Annotated in this window: 20 protein-coding genes; 16 read left to right on the forward strand and 4 right to left on the reverse strand. The window is 66.8% G+C overall.

The genetic code is table 11. The features are described 5' to 3' along the window. The 9 genes from MMB92_RS21130 to MMB92_RS21170 all read left to right on the forward strand — a co-directional run. Positions 1-581: Rossmann fold domain-containing protein (locus tag MMB92_RS21130; protein ID WP_277562907.1), on the forward strand; the 581-nt coding region annotated here is incomplete at its 5' end. Positions 582-656: 75 nt separating this feature from the next. Beyond that, positions 657-1,061, forward strand: coding sequence for a dihydroneopterin aldolase (locus MMB92_RS21135; protein WP_006488695.1), 405 nt, complete (start codon positions 657-659; stop codon positions 1,059-1,061). After that, the gene (ttcA, locus tag MMB92_RS21140; RefSeq protein WP_034178390.1) at positions 1,058-2,038 is read left to right on the forward strand and encodes a tRNA 2-thiocytidine(32) synthetase TtcA; all 981 of its coding nucleotides are present in this window, start codon (positions 1,058-1,060) and stop codon (positions 2,036-2,038) included. The genes MMB92_RS21135 and ttcA overlap by 4 nt, the downstream gene beginning before the upstream one ends. A gap of 135 nt (positions 2,039-2,173) precedes the next feature. Beyond that, positions 2,174-3,535, forward strand: a complete 1,362-nt coding sequence (gene glmU / locus MMB92_RS21145; RefSeq protein ID WP_059721723.1) for a bifunctional UDP-N-acetylglucosamine diphosphorylase/glucosamine-1-phosphate N-acetyltransferase GlmU — start codon at positions 2,174-2,176, stop codon at positions 3,533-3,535. 50 nt (positions 3,536-3,585) lie between these two features. After that, positions 3,586-5,403, forward strand: coding sequence for a glutamine--fructose-6-phosphate transaminase (isomerizing) (gene glmS / locus MMB92_RS21150; protein ID WP_006488693.1), 1,818 nt, complete (start codon positions 3,586-3,588; stop codon positions 5,401-5,403). A gap of 130 nt (positions 5,404-5,533) precedes the next feature. Then, positions 5,534-5,899: a type II toxin-antitoxin system RelE/ParE family toxin gene (locus MMB92_RS21155; RefSeq protein ID WP_006488696.1), complete on the forward strand. Its 366-nt coding sequence runs from the start codon at positions 5,534-5,536 to the stop codon at positions 5,897-5,899. Further along, complete coding sequence (locus MMB92_RS21160; RefSeq protein ID WP_062884271.1) at positions 5,892-6,212, forward strand: DNA-binding transcriptional regulator; 321 nt, start codon at positions 5,892-5,894, stop codon at positions 6,210-6,212. Before MMB92_RS21155 ends, MMB92_RS21160 begins: the two co-directional genes overlap by 8 nt. Positions 6,213-6,282: 70 nt before the next feature. Further along, positions 6,283-6,783: a hypothetical protein gene (locus MMB92_RS21165; protein ID WP_080322959.1), complete on the forward strand. Its 501-nt coding sequence runs from the start codon at positions 6,283-6,285 to the stop codon at positions 6,781-6,783. After that, on the forward strand, positions 6,783-7,001 hold the full coding sequence (locus tag MMB92_RS21170; RefSeq protein WP_006477594.1) for a hypothetical protein: 219 nt from the start codon (positions 6,783-6,785) through the stop codon (positions 6,999-7,001). Before MMB92_RS21165 ends, MMB92_RS21170 begins: the two co-directional genes overlap by 1 nt. Positions 7,002-7,126: 125 nt before the next feature. Here MMB92_RS21170 and MMB92_RS21175 read toward each other — a convergent pair whose 3' ends face one another. Further along, the gene (locus MMB92_RS21175) at positions 7,127-7,963 is read right to left on the reverse strand and encodes an FTR1 family protein (protein WP_006488051.1); all 837 of its coding nucleotides are present in this window, start codon (positions 7,961-7,963) and stop codon (positions 7,127-7,129) included. A gap of 12 nt (positions 7,964-7,975) precedes the next feature. Then, positions 7,976-8,308 (reverse strand): cupredoxin domain-containing protein, encoded by a 333-nt coding sequence (locus tag MMB92_RS21180; protein ID WP_006488047.1) that lies wholly within the window; start codon positions 8,306-8,308, stop codon positions 7,976-7,978. A 330-nt stretch (positions 8,309-8,638) separates the two neighbouring features. On the opposite strand from MMB92_RS21180, the gene MMB92_RS21185 reads away from it, so the two are divergent. Next, the gene (locus MMB92_RS21185) at positions 8,639-8,839 is read left to right on the forward strand and encodes a heavy-metal-associated domain-containing protein (RefSeq protein WP_006477591.1); all 201 of its coding nucleotides are present in this window, start codon (positions 8,639-8,641) and stop codon (positions 8,837-8,839) included. A 58-nt stretch (positions 8,840-8,897) separates the two neighbouring features. Here the strand turns inward: MMB92_RS21185 and MMB92_RS21190 are convergent, their stop codons facing one another. After that, positions 8,898-10,388, reverse strand: a complete 1,491-nt coding sequence (locus MMB92_RS21190) for an aldehyde dehydrogenase (RefSeq protein ID WP_006488053.1) — start codon at positions 10,386-10,388, stop codon at positions 8,898-8,900. An 88-nt stretch (positions 10,389-10,476) separates the two neighbouring features. Next, entirely contained in the window at positions 10,477-11,028 is a 552-nt protein-coding gene (locus MMB92_RS21195) for a cupin domain-containing protein (RefSeq protein WP_034178391.1), read from the reverse strand. Between the two features lie 455 nt (positions 11,029-11,483). Between MMB92_RS21195 and MMB92_RS21200 the strand changes: the two genes are divergently transcribed. The 6 genes from MMB92_RS21200 to potA all read left to right on the forward strand — a co-directional run bounded on the left by MMB92_RS21200 (position 11,484) and on the right by potA (position 18,100). Next, positions 11,484-11,666, forward strand: coding sequence for a hypothetical protein (locus MMB92_RS21200; RefSeq protein WP_006488040.1), 183 nt, complete (start codon positions 11,484-11,486; stop codon positions 11,664-11,666). 283 nt (positions 11,667-11,949) lie between these two features. After that, positions 11,950-12,735, forward strand: coding sequence for a gamma-glutamyl-gamma-aminobutyrate hydrolase family protein (locus MMB92_RS21205; protein ID WP_125332957.1), 786 nt, complete (start codon positions 11,950-11,952; stop codon positions 12,733-12,735). 28 nt (positions 12,736-12,763) lie between these two features. Continuing rightward, positions 12,764-14,101: a glutamine synthetase family protein gene (locus MMB92_RS21210; protein ID WP_006485614.1), complete on the forward strand. Its 1,338-nt coding sequence runs from the start codon at positions 12,764-12,766 to the stop codon at positions 14,099-14,101. Between the two features lie 34 nt (positions 14,102-14,135). Further along, on the forward strand, positions 14,136-15,578 hold the full coding sequence (locus MMB92_RS21215; RefSeq protein WP_277562908.1) for an aspartate aminotransferase family protein: 1,443 nt from the start codon (positions 14,136-14,138) through the stop codon (positions 15,576-15,578). Between the two features lie 63 nt (positions 15,579-15,641). Then, positions 15,642-16,757, forward strand: coding sequence for a polyamine ABC transporter substrate-binding protein (locus MMB92_RS21220; RefSeq protein ID WP_006485616.1), 1,116 nt, complete (start codon positions 15,642-15,644; stop codon positions 16,755-16,757). Between the two features lie 188 nt (positions 16,758-16,945). After that, the gene (gene potA / locus MMB92_RS21225) at positions 16,946-18,100 is read left to right on the forward strand and encodes a polyamine ABC transporter ATP-binding protein (protein WP_112750227.1); all 1,155 of its coding nucleotides are present in this window, start codon (positions 16,946-16,948) and stop codon (positions 18,098-18,100) included. The last annotated feature ends 10 nt before the right edge of the window (positions 18,101-18,110 follow it).

Below are 18,110 nucleotides of genomic sequence, written 5' to 3' on the forward strand. Positions count from 1 at the left end.
CCGCCGACGCGCTCGTCGCCGAAGTCGCGGCGCACGGCCGCCGCGCGGCCGTGCTCGACGCCGATCTGGCCCTGGAGGCCAATGCCGCGGCCCTCGTCGCCGCGTGCGGCGAAGCGCTCGGCCGGCCCGCATGCGCGGTGTTCGTCAGCGCCAGCGCAGGCGCCGACGACGCGCACACGGTGGACGGCGCGTCGCTCGCCGCCGCGCTCGCGCGCAACGTGACCGCGCCGCTCGCGCTGGCCCGCGCACTCGCCGATGCGACGCCCGACGCCGCGCGCGAGCACGAAGCGCTGCGCGCGTGCGCGATCCACGTACTGGATCAGGCGCTGTTTCACCCCGCACCGGCGCAGCTGTCGCACGCGCTGATGCAGGCCGCGTTGAACCGCGCGACGTCGGCGCTCGCGCTGGCGCTCGCACCGAAGGTGCGGGTCGCGGCGCTCGTGCGCGGCCACGCGCCGCACGCGGACGACATCGCGGCGGCCGCGTGCTATCTCGCGAGCGCGCCCGGCGTCACGGGCGCGACGCTGACCGTCGACGGCGGCGAGCACCTGGTGCCGCCGGCCGCCGGCCCGAATGAATGAACCGCGCGGGCGCGGCCTGACCGCCGCCGCCCGCGCCGCTTTGCGTGCGCGCACGCCAATTTGACTGGGACGACCATGTTTTCCGCTCTCCTGCACCCCCGCCTCGCGGATTGCCGCAGGCTCTACCTGCGCGACTACGAGGTGCACATCAACATCGGGGCCTTCGAACACGAGAAGCGCGGCGAGCAGCGCGTCGTCATCAACGTCGACCTGTTCGTGCCGCTCGCGCTGTCCACCCCGGTCGACGACCGGCTGCACGAAGTCGTCGACTACGATCTGATGAAGCAGAGCGTCGCGCAATGCGTGGCGCGCGGCCACATCCACCTGCAGGAGACGCTGTGCGATTCGATCGCCGCGCACCTGCTGGCGCACGATGCCGTGCGCGCGGTACGCGTCCGTACCGAGAAACCGGACGCCTATCCGGACTGCGACGCCGTCGGCGTCGAAGTCTTTCGCATCAAGGACGAGGAGCGCGCATGAACGCCCCCCACATGAACGACACGGCGGCCGACGCCACGACCGCCGAAACCGGCCGCCCCGCGCTGACGCGCCGCGAGCAGAAGGAAGCGTACGAGAACAACAAGCTGTTCAAGCGGATCGTGCGCCAGGTCGGCCAGGCGATCGGCGACTACAACATGATCGAGCAGGGCGACAAGGTGATGGTGTGCCTGTCGGGCGGCAAGGACAGCTACGCGATGCTCGACGTGCTGCTGCGCCTGCGCGAACGCGCGCCGATCGACTTCGACATCGTCGCGGTGAACCTCGACCAGAAGCAGCCGGGCTTCCCCGAGCACGTGCTGCCCGAATACCTGAAGCAGGTCGGCGTGCCGTTCCACATCGAGAACCAGGACACCTACAGCATCGTCAAGCGGCTCGTGCCCGAAGGCAAGACGACCTGCTCGCTGTGCTCGCGGCTGCGCCGCGGGATCCTGTACCGCGTGGCCGGCGAGCTCGGCGCGACCAAGATCGCGCTCGGCCATCACCGCGACGACATCGTGCAGACGCTGCTGCTGAACATGTTCTACGGCGGCAAGCTGAAGGGAATGCCGCCGAAGCTGCAGTCGGACGACGGCAAGAACATCGTGATCCGCCCGCTCGCGTACGTGAAGGAAACCGATCTCGAGAAATACGCGGAGCTGCGCGAATTCCCGATCATCCCGTGCAACCTGTGCGGCAGCCAGCCGAACCTGAAGCGCGCGGAAATGAAGGCGCTGATCCGCGACTGGGACAAGCGCTTCCCGGGCCGCGTCGACAACATGTTCAACGCGCTCGCGAAGGTCGTGCCGTCGCACCTGATGGACACGACGCTGTACCCGTTCCAGTCGCTGCGCGCGACGGGCGAAGCCGACCCGCAGGGCGACATCGCGTTCGACGAGGAACCGTGCGCATCGGGCGACGACACCGCGACGCCGGGCGCGTCCAAACCGATCTCGATCGTCCAGTTCGACGACCTGTAAGCAGGGCCGGAACACCCGCCGGAACCGGGCCCCGACCGCCCTTTCCGGCGTCGCGCGCCCGCCGCGGCAGGCCCGGAACGGCGGGGGCCGCATGCTAAAATGGACGGCTTCGAACTCCTCTGACAAGCTGGCGCCATGAATATCGTGATTTTGGCGGCAGGCACCGGCAAGCGCATGCGTTCCGCGCTGCCGAAAGTGCTTCACCCCCTGGCCGGCAGGCCGCTCCTCTCCCACGTCATCGACACCGCGCGCGCACTGCAGCCGTCCCGGCTCGTCGTCGTCGTCGGCCACGGCGCCGAGCAGGTCCAGGCCGCGGTCGCCGCGCCCGACGTCCAGTTCGCGGTACAGGCCGAGCAGCTCGGCACCGGCCATGCGGTCCGCCAGGCGCTGCCGCTGCTCGATCCCGCGCAACCGACGCTCGTGCTGTACGGCGACGTGCCGCTCACGCGCGCGTCGACGCTGCAGCGTCTCGTCGATGCCGCACGCGAGGGCCGCTACGGGATCCTGACCGTCACGCTCGACGACCCGACCGGCTACGGCCGCATCGTGCGCGACGCGTCCGGCTTCGTCACGCGCATCGTCGAGCAGAAGGATGCGTCGCCGGAAGAGCTGAAGATCGCCGAGATCAACACCGGCATCATCGTCACGCCGACGGCGCAGCTGTCGATGTGGCTCGGCGCGCTGAAGAACGAAAACGCGCAGGGCGAGTACTACCTGACCGACGTCGTCGAACTCGCGATCGAGGCCGGCTTCGAGGTCGTCACGTCGCAGCCCGACGAGGAATGGGAAACGCTCGGCGTGAACAGCAAGGCGCAACTCGCGGAGCTCGAACGCATTCACCAGCGCAACGTGGCGGACGCGCTGCTCGTCGACGGCGTCACGCTCGCCGATCCGGCGCGCATCGACGTGCGCGGCACGCTGCGCTGCGGGCGCGACGTGTCGATCGACGTGAACTGCGTGTTCGAAGGCAACGTGACGCTCGCCGACAACGTGACGATCGGCGCGAACTGCGTGATCCGCAATGCGTCGGTCGGCGCCGGCACGCGCATCGACGCGTTCACGCACATCGACGGCGCCGCGCTCGGCGCGAACACCGTGATCGGCCCGTACGCGCGGCTGCGCCCCGGCGCGCAGCTCGCGGACGAAGCGCACGTCGGCAACTTCGTCGAGGTGAAGAACGCGGTGATCGGTCACGGTTCGAAAGCGAACCACCTCACGTACATCGGCGACGCCGACATCGGCGCGCGCGTGAACATCGGCGCGGGCACGATCACCTGCAACTACGACGGCGCGAACAAGTTCCGCACCGTGATCGAGGACGACGTGTTCGTCGGCTCCGACACGCAGCTGGTTGCCCCCGTGCGGGTCGGCCGCGGCGTGACGATCGCCGCCGGCACGACGATCTGGAAGGACGTGGCCGAAGGCGTCCTCGCGTTGAACGAGAAGACGCAGACCGCGAAGAGCGGCTACGTCCGGCCGGTCAAGAAGAAAAGTTAACCTCATGCGGGTGCCGGACGGCATCCGCTTCCACATAGAAGGTAGATTTCATGTGCGGCATTGTCGGCGCAGTTGCGCAACGTAATATCGTTCCGGTGCTGATCGAAGGTCTGCGGCGCCTCGAATACCGCGGCTACGACTCGTGCGGCGTCGCCGTGCTCGAGCCGGGCGCCCCGAAGCGCGCGCGCAGCGTCGCCCGCGTCGCCGATCTCGATACACAGGTGCAGGAATCGCACCTCGAAGGCACGACGGGTGTCGCGCACACGCGCTGGGCCACGCACGGCGCGCCCGTCACGCACAACGCGCACCCGATCTTCTCGTCGAACGCGCTCGCGCTCGTGCACAACGGCATCATCGAGAACTTCGAGCCGCTGCGCGAAACGCTGCGCGCGAAGGGCTACGAATTCGTGTCGCAGACCGACACCGAAGTGATCGCGCACCTCGTGCACAGCCTGTATCGCGGAAACCTGTTCGACGCGGTGCGCGAAGCCGTGCAGCAGCTGCACGGTGCCTACGCGATCGCCGTGATCCACAAGGACCAGCCGCACACCGTCGTCGGCGCGCGCCAGGGCTCGCCGCTCGTCGTCGGTCACGGCGACGGCGAGAACTTCCTCGCATCCGATGCGCTCGCGCTCGCCGGCAGTACCGACCGCTTCACGTTCCTCGAGGAAGGCGACGTGTGCGAGCTGTCGCTCGACGGCGTGACGATCGTCGACCGTCACGGCGCCACCGTGCAGCGCGAAATCCGCGTCGTCAGCGCGTACGGCGGCGCGGTCGAGCTTGGACCCTATCGCCACTTCATGCAGAAGGAAATCTTCGAGCAGCCGCGCGCGATCGGCGACACCGTGCCGCAGACGGACGCCTTCGACGCGACGCTGTTCGGCGATGCGGCCCCCGCCGCGTTCGCGGAGATCGACAGCCTGCTGATCCTCGCGTGCGGCACGAGCTACTACTCGGGCCTCACCGCGAAATACTGGCTCGAATCGATCGCGAAGATCCCGACCCAGGTCGAGATCGCCAGCGAATACCGCTACCGCGAGTCGGTGCCGAACCCGCGCCAGCTCGTGCTCGTGATCTCGCAGTCGGGCGAGACGGCCGATACGCTCGCGGCGCTCAAGCATGCGCAGTCGCTCGGCCACACGCATACGCTCGCGGTGTGCAACGTCGCGACGAGCGCGATGGTGCGCCTGACCGAAATGCAGTTCCTCACGCACGCGGGCACCGAGATCGGCGTCGCGTCGACGAAGGCGTTCACGACGCAGCTCGTCGCGCTGTTCGTGCTGGCCGCGACGCTCGGCAAGCTGCGCGGGCACGTCGACGCCGCGCAGGAAGCGCAATTCCTGAAGGAGCTGCGCCACCTGCCGGCCGCGCTGAACAGCGTGCTCGTGCTCGAGCCGCAGATCATCGCGTGGTCGGAGGAATTCGCACGCAAGGAAAACGCGCTGTTCCTCGGCCGCGGGCTGCACTACCCGATCGCGCTCGAAGGCGCGCTGAAGCTGAAGGAAATCTCGTACATCCACGCCGAGGCCTATCCGGCCGGTGAACTGAAGCATGGGCCGCTCGCGCTCGTCACGGAAGCGATGCCGGTCGTCACGGTCGCGCCGAACGACACGCTGCTCGAGAAGCTGAAGTCGAACATGCAGGAAGTGCGCGCGCGCGGCGGCGAGCTGTACGTGTTCGCCGATGCCGATACGCAGATCGTCAACGACGACGGCCTGCACGTGATCCGGATGCCTGAGCACTACGGTCAGCTGTCGCCGATCCTGCACGTCGTGCCGCTGCAGCTGCTCGCGTATCACACCGCGTGTGCACGCGGCACCGACGTCGACAAGCCGCGCAACCTCGCGAAATCGGTGACGGTGGAGTAAGGCCGGACGTCGGGATGGCCCCTCGCCGGGCCGTCCCGACCGTATGCGGATGCGAGGTCGGCCATTCGGCCAGGTCGAAATTTGTACCACGTAGTGGTATATAATCCTGTGCTAACTCGACCGGCTCGACATGTCTGCTTCCGTACGACGCGTCTTCAAGACGAAGTGGTTTCACACGGCAGCCGGGAAAGCGGGAATCGCCGATGACGAGCTCTGCCGCGCGGTGCGGGATCTGGCCCGCGGCCAGGGCGTCGATCTCGGCGGCAACGTGTGGAAGAAGCGCCTCGGCGGCAATCGGCAGCGCGGGATCGTGCTGGGCAAGGTCGGGCACACGTGGGTGTTCGTGTTCCTGTTCGCGAAATGCGACCGCGAGAACATCGACGCACGCGAACTGCGCGCCTTCAGAAAGCTCGCCGCGGATGTCGGCCGACACACCGACAGCGACATCGCGACGCTGGTTACCCTGAAAGAGTGGGTGGAGATGTGCAATGGCTAAGAGTCGATTCAAGAGCGACGCAACGGAGGCGATCCACAGCGCCGCGTCCGGCCTTTATCGTGCGCGACTGATCGACAAGAAGACGATGCGGGAATACGACGATCTCTGCATCGAGGCCGCCCCGCAGTTCGATCCGGAAGCGATCGCCCGCATTCGCAAGTCCGTCAACGTCAGCCAGAGCGTGTTCGCGCTCTACCTGAACACGACGACCTCGACGATCCGCCAATGGGAACAGGGCGACAAGCGGCCCAGCGGCATCGCCGCGCGCATGCTCCAGATCGTCGAGAAACACGGGCTCGAGGTGTTCTCCTGAGCCGGCTTCCCCGAGTGCAGAGGCACGGCCCCGGCCGGACGCGCGCCGCAACGAATATGACGGAGAGACAATGGTAAGACTGTTTGGATGCGGATTGCTGGCGCTGACGTTCGCGTCGACGGGCTGGGCCGCCGAGCACTATGTCGAGGTCTGGAACCCGCCCGAGGCGCGGCAGCCTGCTGCCCGTACGCCGGACGCCCGTACGCCGGATGCCCGTACGCCGGATGCCCGTATGCCGGCCGCCCACACAAGCGCCGACGCACGCACCGGCAAGAGCGCGGAGAAGCACGCGAGCGCCACCACGCCGAAAGCCGCGGCGAAACCGCACAAGCGCCGCGTCGCGCAGGCCGTGAAGGCCGGCCCGCACCGCCCGGCCGCCGGCGCGCCCGACACGCCGGCCGCGCCGCGCCCGGTTGCGCAGCCGGCACCCGGGCGTCTCACGGTGATGCAACCCGCCGCACCGGATGCGACGCACGCGCCCACCTTCTCCAACATCCCGCGTCAATACACGCCGGACGGCAACGTGCTGCAGGTCGGCACGCACGGCCGCGCGGCGGAGGTGACTCGATAATGGAAGCGCAGACCTACCACGGCTACCAGATCTGGGGCCACGCGATCCTGCAGCAGGACGAGATCATGCAGCCCGAGCGCTTCGCGGCAAGCGGCACGATCACGCAGAACAATCGGCTCGTCGAGGCGTCGGGCGTGCTCGGCGTGTTCGACACCGAAGACGATGCGCGCGATGCCGGGCTCGAATGGGCGCGCGCGTGGATCGACAACCACAGCTGACGCACGCAACGCGCGCATCCGCGGCCGCCGTCAGCAAGGCCGCGCAGGTGCATCGCGCACCGCACATGAACAAGGGGCGTCCATGACGCCCCTTGTTTCATTCGAACCGGGAAACCCGGAAACACTCACGCCGCGGCGCGCGGCGGCCTCACCGTCTCCTGCGGCCGGCCGACGAACCGTGCCAGCACGAGGATCGCCACCAGCGTCGCGACGTACGCGGCGATCTGGATCCCCGCCGGGCGCGCGGTATAGCCGATCAGCGTATGCAGCGCCTTGCCGACGATGCTCGTTTCCTTGAGCAGCCACGACGTGTCCCAGACCGCATCGCCCCACGACGGCACGAGCCCGGCCGCCAGCAGGAAGCCGACGCACTGGCTCGCCATGCCCGCGGCGAGCAGCACGATCAGCCCGTTGGTGACGGAGAACAGGCGCTTCAACGGAATCTGCAGCAGGCCCGCGTACATCGCATAGCCGAGCCCCGCACCGCCGAGCACGCCGAGCAGCCCGCCGGCGATCATCTGCGGCGTCTGGCCCGGATCGCCCGCGGCGATCCCGTACAGGAACAGCACGGCCTCGGAGCCCTCGCGCAGCACCGCGACGCCGACCACGATCGCGAGCCCCGTCAGCGGCCGGCTGCCGGCCGCGACCGCGCGGCCGACCTCGCCCATGTGCAGCGCCATTTCGCGACCGTGCCGGCTCATCCAGATGCAGTGCCACGCGAGCATCAGCGTCGCGACGAACATCACGCCCGCGTTGAAGACTTCCTGGCCCATGCCGGACGCCCATTGCGAGATCACGTCGGCGAACGCCGCGATCAGGCCGGCGCCGACCACGCCGCCGACCAGCCCGCCGCCCACCCACCAGCCGCGCCGCGGCACGCCCTTCGTGGCAGCCATCACGATCGAGACCACCAGCGCGGCCTCGAGCACTTCACGAAAGACGATCAGGGCAGTAGACAGCATGTCGGTATCGGCTTACTTGACGGTCAGGTGCGTCTTCGACTGCGCTTCGTGATACTCGTCGTGGAACTCGTAGGTCCCGGCCTTCAGCGGCCCGACCAGGATCTCGACCGACTTGCCGGCCGGCACGACCTTCTCCGCCTTGAAGTCGTCGCTCTCGAATTCCGCCGGCGTCGCGTCGAGGTTCTTCACGACGAATTTCACTTTCTTGCCGGCGGGGATCGTCACGCCATCGGGCGAAAACTTGTGGTCCTTCAGCGTCAGGTTGACGACGTCGTCGGCCGCGAAGGCGGACGTGGCCGAGGCGCCCAGCAGGGCCAGTGCGAAACCGATAGCGAAACGGGTCATGTGCGTAATGAACGGAAATATCGAAGGGAATCGATACTAAGATCGATTCGCATTTTCACCTCGGAGTACCCTTACTCCGAACATGGAGATCGTACGCGATCGACGTGACACGCCCGTTGCCGCGCAAGGCTCCGCGAGATTTCGTCGACAATGGATGGCCGTCAATCGGGAAAAATTCGGACTGACGCGCGCGCGCGAATCACGATTCGTCAGACCTCAGCATTACAAATGGCTGATGCCGTACACCTCGTTGCGTGCGGCGCTTGACCTTCCCACCATGGCAAGCTTCATGCTGCACGTATTCGTCAACCATCCATCCGGGAGAACACGATGGAATTCGAAGTCCAGGACATGACCTGCGGCGGCTGCGCCAACGCAATCACGCGCGCGGTGACGGCCGCCGACCCCGCCGCGAAGCTCGACATCGACGTCGCGGCGAAGATCGTCAAGGTCGACTCGGCGCAAGGCGCCGAGCGCGTGCAGTCGATCATCGAAGCCGCCGGCTTCCATCCCGCGCTGCGGACCGCGTAACGCGCACCGAAGGCTGGGCGCGTCGCCGGACGGCGACACGCCCGCGCCCGGCCGCGCGTCAGCGCAGCCGGATCAGCGTCGACTTCAGTTCGGTGTACTTCTCGAGCGCATGCAGCGACTTGTCGCGGCCGTTGCCCGACTGCTTGTAGCCGCCGAACGGGAAGTTCATGTCGCCGCCCTCGTCATAGCAGTTCACCCACACGGTGCCCGCCCGCAGCCGGCGCGACACGTCGTGCGCGGTCGTCAGGTTCGACGTCCACACGGCCGCGGCCAGCCCGTATTCGGTGTCGTTCGCGATCCGCACGGCCTCGTCGACGTCGTCGAACACGATCACCGACAGCACGGGCCCGAAGATTTCCTCGCGCGCGATCTTCGCGTCGGGCTTCACCTCGAACACCGTCGGCTCCACATAGAAGCCGCCCGTTTCCGCGTTCACGCGCGCACCGCCCGTGACGAGCCTGCCCTCGCCGCGCCCCGCTTCGATATAGCCGAGCACGCGTTCGAGCTGGATGCCGTCGACGATCGCGCCCATCGACACCGACGGATCGAGCGGATTGCCGGGCACGTATGCGCGGGCGGCAGCGACGAGCTTCTCGATGAACGCGTCCTTGATGTCGCGATGCACGAGCAGCCGCGAGCCGGCCGTGCACATCTCGCCCATGTTGTAGAAGATCGCGCCGGCCGCCGTCTGCGCCGCGCGGTCGAGATCGGGACAGTCGGGCAGCACGATGTTCGGTGACTTGCCGCCGAGCTCGAGCCACGCGCGCTTCAGGTTCGACTGCGCCGCATACTGCATGATCAGCTTGCCGACCGCCGTCGAGCCCGTGAACGCGATGCAGTCGACGTCGCGATGCAACGCGAGCAGCTTGCCCGGTTCGCCCGCGCCCGGCACGACGTTGAATACGCCGGCCGGGATGCCGGCCTCGAACGCGAGCTGCGCGACGCGGATCGCGGTCAGCGGCGACTTCTCCGACGGTTTCAGCACGACGCTGTTGCCGGCCGCGAGCGCGGGGCCGAATTTCCATGCGGCCATCAGGATCGGGAAGTTCCACGGCACGACGGCGGCCACCACGCCGACCGGCTCGCGCGTGACGAGACCGACGAGATGATGATCGGCCGGCGCGACCTCGCCGCCGACCTTGTCGATCGCCTCGGCGAACCATTCGACGCAGTACGCGGCGCCCGGCACGTCGACCGTCGTCGTGTCGCCGATCGGCTTGCCCGCGTCGAGCGTCTCGAGCAGCGACAGTTCGTCGAGATGCTCGCGCATCAGCGCGGCCCAGCGCAGCAGCACGGCCTTGCGCGCGCGCGGGTTCAGGCCGGCCCATACACCTGCGTCGAATGCGCGGCGGGCTGCCGCGACGGCCGCGTTCACGTCCGCTTCGCCGCAATCGGCGACCTTCGCCAGCACGCGGCCGTCGATCGGGCTCACGCAGTCGAACGTCCTGCCGCCATGTGCGTCGCGCGACGCGCCATCGATGAATGCGCGCCCTTCGATCTCGAGCGACGCCGCCTTGTGTTGCCAGTCAGCCAAAGTCAACTTGTTCATCAGGATGCCTCAATGTTGTGGCATTCGCGATGCGGCGCGCCGCGCGCGAGGCATGCGGCCGGCCTGCAGCGAATGCGGTGACGCGCGGTCAGAAGGTCGCCGGCGAATTGGCCGACACGACCTCGCAGATCAGTTCCGCGCTGGGATTGCGAAAACGATGCGGCAAACGGCTTTCGAAGTAGTAGCCGTCTCCGGGGTCGAGCAGCCACGTCGCGCCGTCGACGGTCAACTCGAGCCGACCCGACACGACGACGCCGCCCTCGTGTCCCGCGTGCACCAGCATCTCGGGCCCCGTGTCGGCCAGCGGCTGGTAGGTCTCGCGCAGGATGCACATGTTGCGATCCTTCACGTTCGCGCCGACGAGCTGAAACGCGAGCGACTCGTTGCCGAGGTTCGGCATCTCGTCGCGGCGCGACACGACCGCGCGCGATTCGACGAGCTCGAACGTGAAGAACTCCGCGAGACTCATCGGGATGCATTCGAGCAGTTTCTTCAGCGAGCCGACCGACGGGCTCACGCGGCCCTGTTCGATCAGCGAGATCGTGCCGTTGGTGACGCCGGCGCGTTTCGCGAGTTCGCGCTGCGACAGGCCATGCTTGTTGCGCACGAAACGCAGGCGCTCGGCGACTTCGGTGGACATCGATTCGGTTTCGGACACGATAAGTGCGATGACAAAGTGAAACGACGCATGGGACAGCCGTTGAATATTCTAATCACTTTATGCCGCACATCAGCGGGGAAAACCCTGAAAGCCGTTCGAAATAATGAACGGCATGCCGATTATTCCTTTTGCGAATCTTTTGTTCGCACTGCTCGGGAAAGCCCTGATGCAGGACCATTAAAAAACATTTGACGCCGTTATTGGCTCGTATATGCTGGCTCTCAGGTCGGCGTCATCAGGCTTTCATAGGCATCGAAAAGCGTTATCGCAACGCAACAATTGATGCCCGTCAATGTAAATGACGCAGGACCGGCGCCTCGATTATTTTAAACGCCCCGTGCGTCGAAACGATCAGGTGTTCAATACTTTCAACAAACCAGTCGAGTGTAATCGTGAGAGTCCGTGGCCCTCTGGTGAGGTGGGATCGAGGCGATGTGCGAAGTTTGCGCAGCGCCGTTCCCGCTTCCGACGGCAGTTGCGGCTGGCATAGTCCTCGCCTGCTTCACCTGTCGATCTACACCATCCTGTCCCGTCGTTCCGTTCGGCGTCACAACGCCGTTTCCGCACGCGCATTCGTCGCCGTCGATACCGACGAAGTGGCGTCGCTGCTGCCGTAGCGCCTCTCCTTTCTTCACGTCGTTCGTTTCATGTGCCGATTCGCCAACCGCATCTTCCGTGCGGTGACGGAACGCGTTCGCGCATACGTTGCCGCGTCGCGTATCGCGAGGAAACGAACGACGGCCTGATCGTCGCGCGCAGCGCGGATCGCCACGCCATCCCGTTGCGCCCATTCACCAGCGGCCGTGCGCCTCGCGCCCGGCTGCGGGGTCGTGTCGCGCCTGCGTTTTGCCGCATCCGGCTCGATGCACGTCACGTCCCTACGGATTACTGATTGACGTCATGGAAAGGAAACCTCTCGTCGGCATCACCGCCGACCTCACCCAGATCGGCGCCCACGCGTCGCATACGGTCGGCGACAAATACGTCGCCGCGATCGTCGACGGCGCGCAGGCGCTCGCGATGGTGCTGCCCGCCCTCGGCGAGCGCCAGTCGACCGCCGACGTGCTCGACGCGGTCGACGGGCTGCTGTTTACCGGCAGCTACTCGAACGTCGAGCCGCATCTGTATGGCGGCGAACCGAGCGCACCGGGCACGAAGCACGACCCGGCGCGCGACGCGACGACGCTGCCGCTGCTGCGCGCGGCCATCGTCGCGGGCGTGCCCGTGCTCGCCGTGTGCCGCGGCTTCCAGGAGCTGAACGTCGTGTGCGGCGGCACGCTGCATCAGCGCGTGCACGACGTGCCCGGCTTCGCCGACCACCGTGAGGACGACGACGCGCCGATGGATACGCAATACGGCCCCGCGCACGTCGTGCGCCTGACGCCCGGCGGCCTGCTGCATGCACTCGCCGGCGGCCGCGACGAAGTGCAGGTGAACTCGCTGCACAAGCAGGGCGTCGCGCAACTCGGCTCCGGCCTCGCGGTCGAGGCCGTCGCGCCGGATGGCCTGATCGAGGCCGTGAGCGTCGTCGACGCACCGGCGTTCGCGCTCGCCGTGCAGTGGCATCCGGAATGGCGACATGCGCAGGACCCGCTGTCGAGCGCGATCTTCCGCGCGTTCGGCGACGCGTGCCGCGCGCGCCGCGCCGCCCGCACGCGCGCCACGGCCGCCGCCGCGCTCGCCTGAGCGCGCCCACCAGACAACGAGAACAGACATGCAAGACATCGAAGACTTTCTGAAGCAGCACCGGATCACCGAGATCGAAGCGATCATTCCCGACATGGCCGGCATCGCGCGCGGCAAGATCACGCCGCGCAACAAGTTCACGTCCGGCGAATCGATGCGCCTGCCGCAAGCCGTGATGGTGCAGACCGTCACCGGCGAATATCCGGAAGACGGCTCGCTGACCGGCGTGACCGACCCCGACATGGTGTGCGTGCCCGACACGTCGACGATCCGCCTGATTCCGTGGGCCGTCGACCCGACCGCGCAGGTGATCCACGACTGCGTGCACTTCGACGGCTCGCCGGTCGAGATCTCGCCGCGCTACGTGCTGCGCCGCGTGCTCGACCTGTACAAGGCGAAGGGCTGGAAGCCGGTCGTCGCGCCGGAACTCGAGTTCTACCTGGTCGACATGAACAAGGACCCCGACCTGCCGCTGCGTCCGCCGGTCGGCCGCACGGGCCGCCCCGAAACGGGCCGCCAGTCGTATTCGATCGAGGCCGTCAACGAGTTCGATCCGCTGTTCGAGGACATCTACGAGTACTGCGAATCGCAGAACCTCGACATCGACACGCTGATCCACGAAGTCGGCGCCGCGCAGATGGAGATCAACTTCATGCACGGCGACGCGCTGTCGCTGGCCGACCAGGTGTTCCTGTTCAAGCGCACGGTGCGCGAGGCCGCGCTGCGCCACAACATGTACGCGACGTTCATGGCCAAGCCGATGGAAGACGAACCGGGCTCGGCGATGCACGTGCACCAGAGCATCGTCGACGAGGAAACGGGCCAGAACCTGTTCACGTCGCAGGAAACCGGCGGCGCGACGTCGATGTTCTACAACTATCTCGCGGGGCTGCAGAAGTACACGCCGGCGCTGATGCCGATCTTCGCGCCGTACATCAACTCGTACCGCCGCCTGTCGCGCTTCATGGCCGCGCCGATCAACGTGCAGTGGGGCTACGACAACCGCACGGTGGGTTTCCGCATTCCGCATTCGGGCCCGGCCGCGCGTCGTATCGAAAACCGCATCCCGGGCGTCGACTGCAACCCGTACCTCGCGCTCGCCGCGACGCTCGCGGCCGGCTATCTCGGCATGACGCAGCGCCTGGAGCCGACCGAGCCGCTGGTGAGCGACGGCTACAGCCTGCCGTACCAGTTGCCGCGCAACCTCGAGGAAGGGCTGACGCTGATGGCCGCGTGCGAGCCGCTCGGCGAGATCCTCGGGCACAAGTTCCTGAAGGCGTATTTCGCGCTGAAGGAAACCGAATACGAAGCGTTCTTCCGCGTGATCAGCTCGTGGGAACGCCGCCATCTGCTGCTGCACGTGTAAGCGTGCCAACCGCATACGGAATCACGGAGGAAACATGACTTACCGCAACGAATCTGCCTGGATCCAGTCGGCCGCACCGACCGCCACGGCCGCCGCGCCGCGCGCGACGCAGGCACGCTCGACCGCCGAATACCGCGCGCTCGACGCCGCGCACCACATCCATCCGTTCTCGGACATGGGCGCGCTCAATCGTGCCGGCAGCCGCGTGATCGTGAAGGCCGACGGCGTCTACCTGTGGGACTCGGACGGCAACAAGGTGATCGACGGGATGGCCGGCCTGTGGTGCGTGAACGTCGGCTACGGGCGCAAGGAACTCGCCGACGCCGCGTATCGCCAGATCCAGGAACTGCCGTTCTACAACACGTTCTTCAAGACCACGCATCCGCCGGTGATCGAGCTTTCCGCGATGCTCGCGGAAGTGACGCCGGCCGGCTTCAATCACTTCTTCTATTGCAACAGCGGCTCGGAAGGCAACGACACCGTGCTGCGTCTCGTGCACCAGTACTGGCGCGTGCAGGGCAAGCCGCAGAAGAAATACGTGATCTCGCGCAAGAACGGCTATCACGGCTCGACGATCGCGGGCGGCACGCTCGGCGGGATGGGCTACATGCACGAGCAGATGCCGTCGAAGGTCGAGCACATCGTGCACATCGACCAGCCGTACTTCTTCGGCGAAGCGCAAGCCGGCGAGACGCCCGAAGCATTCGGCCTCGCGCGCGCGCAGCAGCTCGAAGCGAAGATTCTCGAACTCGGCGCGGAGAACGTCGCGGCTTTCATCGGCGAGCCGTTCCAGGGTGCGGGCGGCGTGATCTTCCCGCCGTCGACGTACTGGCCGGAAATCCAGCGGATCTGCCGCAAGTACGACATCCTGCTGGTCGCCGACGAAGTGATCGGCGGCTTCGGGCGCACCGGCGAATGGTTCGCGCACCAGCACTTCGGCTTCGAGCCGGACCTGATCACGATGGCCAAGGGCCTCACGTCGGGCTACGTACCGATGGGCGCGGTCGGCATTCACGAGCGCGTCGCGCGCCCGATCATCGACAACGGCGAATTCAATCACGGCCTCACGTATTCGGGTCACCCGGTGGCAGCCGCCGTCGCGGTCGCGAACCTGAAGCTGCTGCGCGACGAGGGCATCGTCGAGCGCGTGAAGACCGATACCGGCCCGTACTTCCAGGCGCTGATGCGCGAAACCTTCGCGCGTCATCCGATCGTCGGCGAAGTGCATGGCCACGGGATGGTCGCGAGCCTGCAACTGGCCGAAGCGCCGGCCGAACGCCGCCGCTTCGCGAACGGCGGCGACGTCGGCACGATCTGCCGCGACTTCTGCTTCAACGGCAACCTGATCATGCGCGCGACCGGCGACCGGATGCTGCTGTCGCCGCCGCTCGTGATCTCGCGCCAGGAAATCGATGAACTCGTGTCGAAGGCGAAGAAGGCCGTCGATGCCACCGCCCAGCAACTGGGTATTTCGTAACGGTTTTTGCCTACAGGCGTGCGGCGGGCGCCGCACGCCGCCATCATCCAGGGGAATTCCACCATGCGTGCCTGCATTCTTCGCCAAGCCTGTTCCGTCGCCGCCCTCGCCGCCGCGGCCGCGCTCACGTCGGTCGCCAGCCCGTCGGCGCATGCCGACGAACTGAACGTCTACAACTGGTCCGACTACATCGCGCCGGACACGATCCCGAACTTCCAGAAACAGACGGGTATCCACGTCAAGTACGACAACTACGACAGCGACGACACGCTGCAGGCGAAGCTGCTGGCCGGCAGCTCGGGCTACGACATCGTCGTGCCGACGTCGAACTACATGGCCAAGCAGATCCAGGCCGGCGTGTACCAGAAGCTCGACAAGTCGAAGATTCCGAACCTCGCGAACCTCGACCCGCTGCTGATGAAGATGATCGCCGACGCCGATCCGGGCAACCAGTACGGCGTGCCGTGGGCCTACGGCACGGACGGCATCGGCTACAACGTGCAGGCGGTGAAGAAGGCGCTCGGCGACAAGGCGCCGGTCGACAGCTGGGCGCTGGTGTTCGACCCGGCCAACATGGAGAAGCTGAAGGGCTGCGGCGTGTCGTTCCTCGACCAGGCCGTCGACGTGTTCGCCGCCACGCTGCAATACATGGGCAAGGACCCGAACAGCAAGAACCCCGGCGACTACCAGGCTGCCTTCGAAGTCCTGAAGAAAGTCCGCCCGTACATCACCCAGTTCAACTCGTCCGGCTACATCAACGATCTCGCGAACAACGACGTGTGCGTCGCGCTCGGCTGGTCGGGCGACATCGGCATCGCGCACCGCCGCTCGTCGGAAGCGAAGCGCTCGTACGACATCAAGTTCGCGAACCCGAAGGAAGGCGGCCTGCTGTGGTTCGACGTGATGGTGATCCCGAAGGATGCGCCGCACCCGGAAGCCGCGATGAAGTGGATCAACTACGTGTCCGATCCGAAGGTCAACGCGGCGATCACCAACACGGTGTTCTACCCGACCGCGAACAAGGCCGCGCACCCGTTCGTCACGCCGGCCGTCGCGCAGGACCCGACCGTCTACCCGCCCGAGGACGTGCTGAAGAAGATGGTGCTGATGAAGCCGATGCCGGCCGACATCCTGCGCCTCGAGAACCGTCTGTGGGCCCAGTTGAAGACGGGCCACTGACCGCCATGCATCGCGGCGGCGCAGGCATCGCGGTACGCCTGACCGCCTGAGATCCGCGGACGTCCGTCCGCTCGCGCGCCCCGCGCGCGCTGTTCCATCCGGCACGAGCCGTCGTCCGCGAGTCGCGTTGCGCGCCTCGCGCGGGGACACCCACGCCTGCAATCCGTGAAGAACGAATGGTGACTCCCATGCAATCGATACCCTCTTCCGCTGCTGCACGACAGACCCAACCGGCCACGGCGCCCCGCACGCAAAACGACGCGTTCGTGCGCATCGAAAACGTCGTGAAGAAATTCGGCGACAGCACGGCCGTCGACAACGTGAACCTGACGATCGCGAAGAACGAGCTGTTCGCGCTGCTCGGCAGCTCGGGCTGCGGCAAGTCCACGCTGCTGCGCATGCTCGCCGGGCTGGAAACGGCGACCTCCGGCAAGATCTTCGTCGACGGCGAGGACCTCGCGTCGCTGCCGCCGTACCGCCGCCCGGTCAACATGATGTTCCAGTCGTATGCGCTGTTTCCGCACATGACGGTCGAATCGAACGTCGCATTCGGCCTGAAGCAGGAAGGCACGCCGAAGCACGAGATCAAGGAGCGCGTGGCCGACGCGCTCGCGCTCGTGCAGATGAGCAAGTACGCGAAGCGCAAGCCGCATCAGCTGTCCGGCGGCCAGCAGCAGCGCGTCGCGCTCGCCCGCTCGCTGGTGAAGCGTCCGAAGCTGCTGCTGCTCGACGAGCCGATGTCCGCGCTCGACAAGAAGATCCGCCAGAAGACCCAGCTCGAACTGGTGAACATCATCGACAAGGTCGACGTGACCTGCGTGATGGTCACGCACGACCAGGAAGAAGCGATGACGATGGCGAGCCGCCTCGCAGTGATGAGCGAAGGCAAGATCGTGCAGATCGGCTCGCCCGGCGAAGTCTACGAATACCCGAACAGCCGCTTCTCGGCCGAATTCATCGGCTCGACCAACCTGTTCGAGGGGCGCGTCGTCGAGGACGAGCCCGATCACATCTTCGTCGAAAGCGACGATCTCGAAACGCGCATGTACGTGAGCCACGGCGTGACCGGCCCGCTCGGGATGCCGGTCGGCATCTCGGTGCGCCCGGAGCGCGTGCACGTGTCGCGCGAGAAGCCGGGCTCGAAGCACAACTGGGCGCGCGGCGTCGTCACCGACATCGCGTACATGGGCAGCTATTCGCTGTACCACGTGCGTTTGCCGAGCGGCAAGACGGTGGTGTCGAACCTGTCGAGCTCGCACCTGATGAACGACGGCGCGCCCGCGTGGAACGACGACGTGTTCGTGTCGTGGTCGCCGGCCAGCGGCGTCGTGCTGACGCAGTGAGGACGCCACG

Origin of the sequence: Burkholderia sp. IO2 (assembly GCF_029522185.1) — a bacterium.
Lineage (GTDB): Bacteria > Pseudomonadota > Gammaproteobacteria > Burkholderiales > Burkholderiaceae > Burkholderia > Burkholderia cenocepacia.

Coding starts and splice junctions, on each gene's coding strand:
- MMB92_RS21135 (WP_006488695.1), top strand. CDS start 657: ATGTTTTCCGCTCTCCTGCACCCCCGCCTCGCGGATTGCCGCAGGCTC.
- ttcA (WP_034178390.1), top strand. CDS start 1,058: ATGAACGCCCCCCACATGAACGACACGGCGGCCGACGCCACGACCGCC.
- glmU (WP_059721723.1), top strand. CDS start 2,174: ATGAATATCGTGATTTTGGCGGCAGGCACCGGCAAGCGCATGCGTTCC.
- glmS (WP_006488693.1), top strand. CDS start 3,586: ATGTGCGGCATTGTCGGCGCAGTTGCGCAACGTAATATCGTTCCGGTG.
- MMB92_RS21155 (WP_006488696.1), top strand. CDS start 5,534: ATGTCTGCTTCCGTACGACGCGTCTTCAAGACGAAGTGGTTTCACACG.
- MMB92_RS21160 (WP_062884271.1), top strand. CDS start 5,892: ATGGCTAAGAGTCGATTCAAGAGCGACGCAACGGAGGCGATCCACAGC.
- MMB92_RS21165 (WP_080322959.1), top strand. CDS start 6,283: ATGGTAAGACTGTTTGGATGCGGATTGCTGGCGCTGACGTTCGCGTCG.
- MMB92_RS21170 (WP_006477594.1), top strand. CDS start 6,783: ATGGAAGCGCAGACCTACCACGGCTACCAGATCTGGGGCCACGCGATC.
- MMB92_RS21175 (WP_006488051.1), bottom strand. CDS start 7,963: ATGCTGTCTACTGCCCTGATCGTCTTTCGTGAAGTGCTCGAGGCCGCG.
- MMB92_RS21180 (WP_006488047.1), bottom strand. CDS start 8,308: ATGACCCGTTTCGCTATCGGTTTCGCACTGGCCCTGCTGGGCGCCTCG.
- MMB92_RS21185 (WP_006477591.1), top strand. CDS start 8,639: ATGGAATTCGAAGTCCAGGACATGACCTGCGGCGGCTGCGCCAACGCA.
- MMB92_RS21190 (WP_006488053.1), bottom strand. CDS start 10,388: ATGAACAAGTTGACTTTGGCTGACTGGCAACACAAGGCGGCGTCGCTC.
- MMB92_RS21195 (WP_034178391.1), bottom strand. CDS start 11,028: ATGTCCACCGAAGTCGCCGAGCGCCTGCGTTTCGTGCGCAACAAGCAT.
- MMB92_RS21205 (WP_125332957.1), top strand. CDS start 11,950: ATGGAAAGGAAACCTCTCGTCGGCATCACCGCCGACCTCACCCAGATC.
- MMB92_RS21210 (WP_006485614.1), top strand. CDS start 12,764: ATGCAAGACATCGAAGACTTTCTGAAGCAGCACCGGATCACCGAGATC.
- MMB92_RS21215 (WP_277562908.1), top strand. CDS start 14,136: ATGACTTACCGCAACGAATCTGCCTGGATCCAGTCGGCCGCACCGACC.
- MMB92_RS21220 (WP_006485616.1), top strand. CDS start 15,642: ATGCGTGCCTGCATTCTTCGCCAAGCCTGTTCCGTCGCCGCCCTCGCC.
- potA (WP_112750227.1), top strand. CDS start 16,946: ATGCAATCGATACCCTCTTCCGCTGCTGCACGACAGACCCAACCGGCC.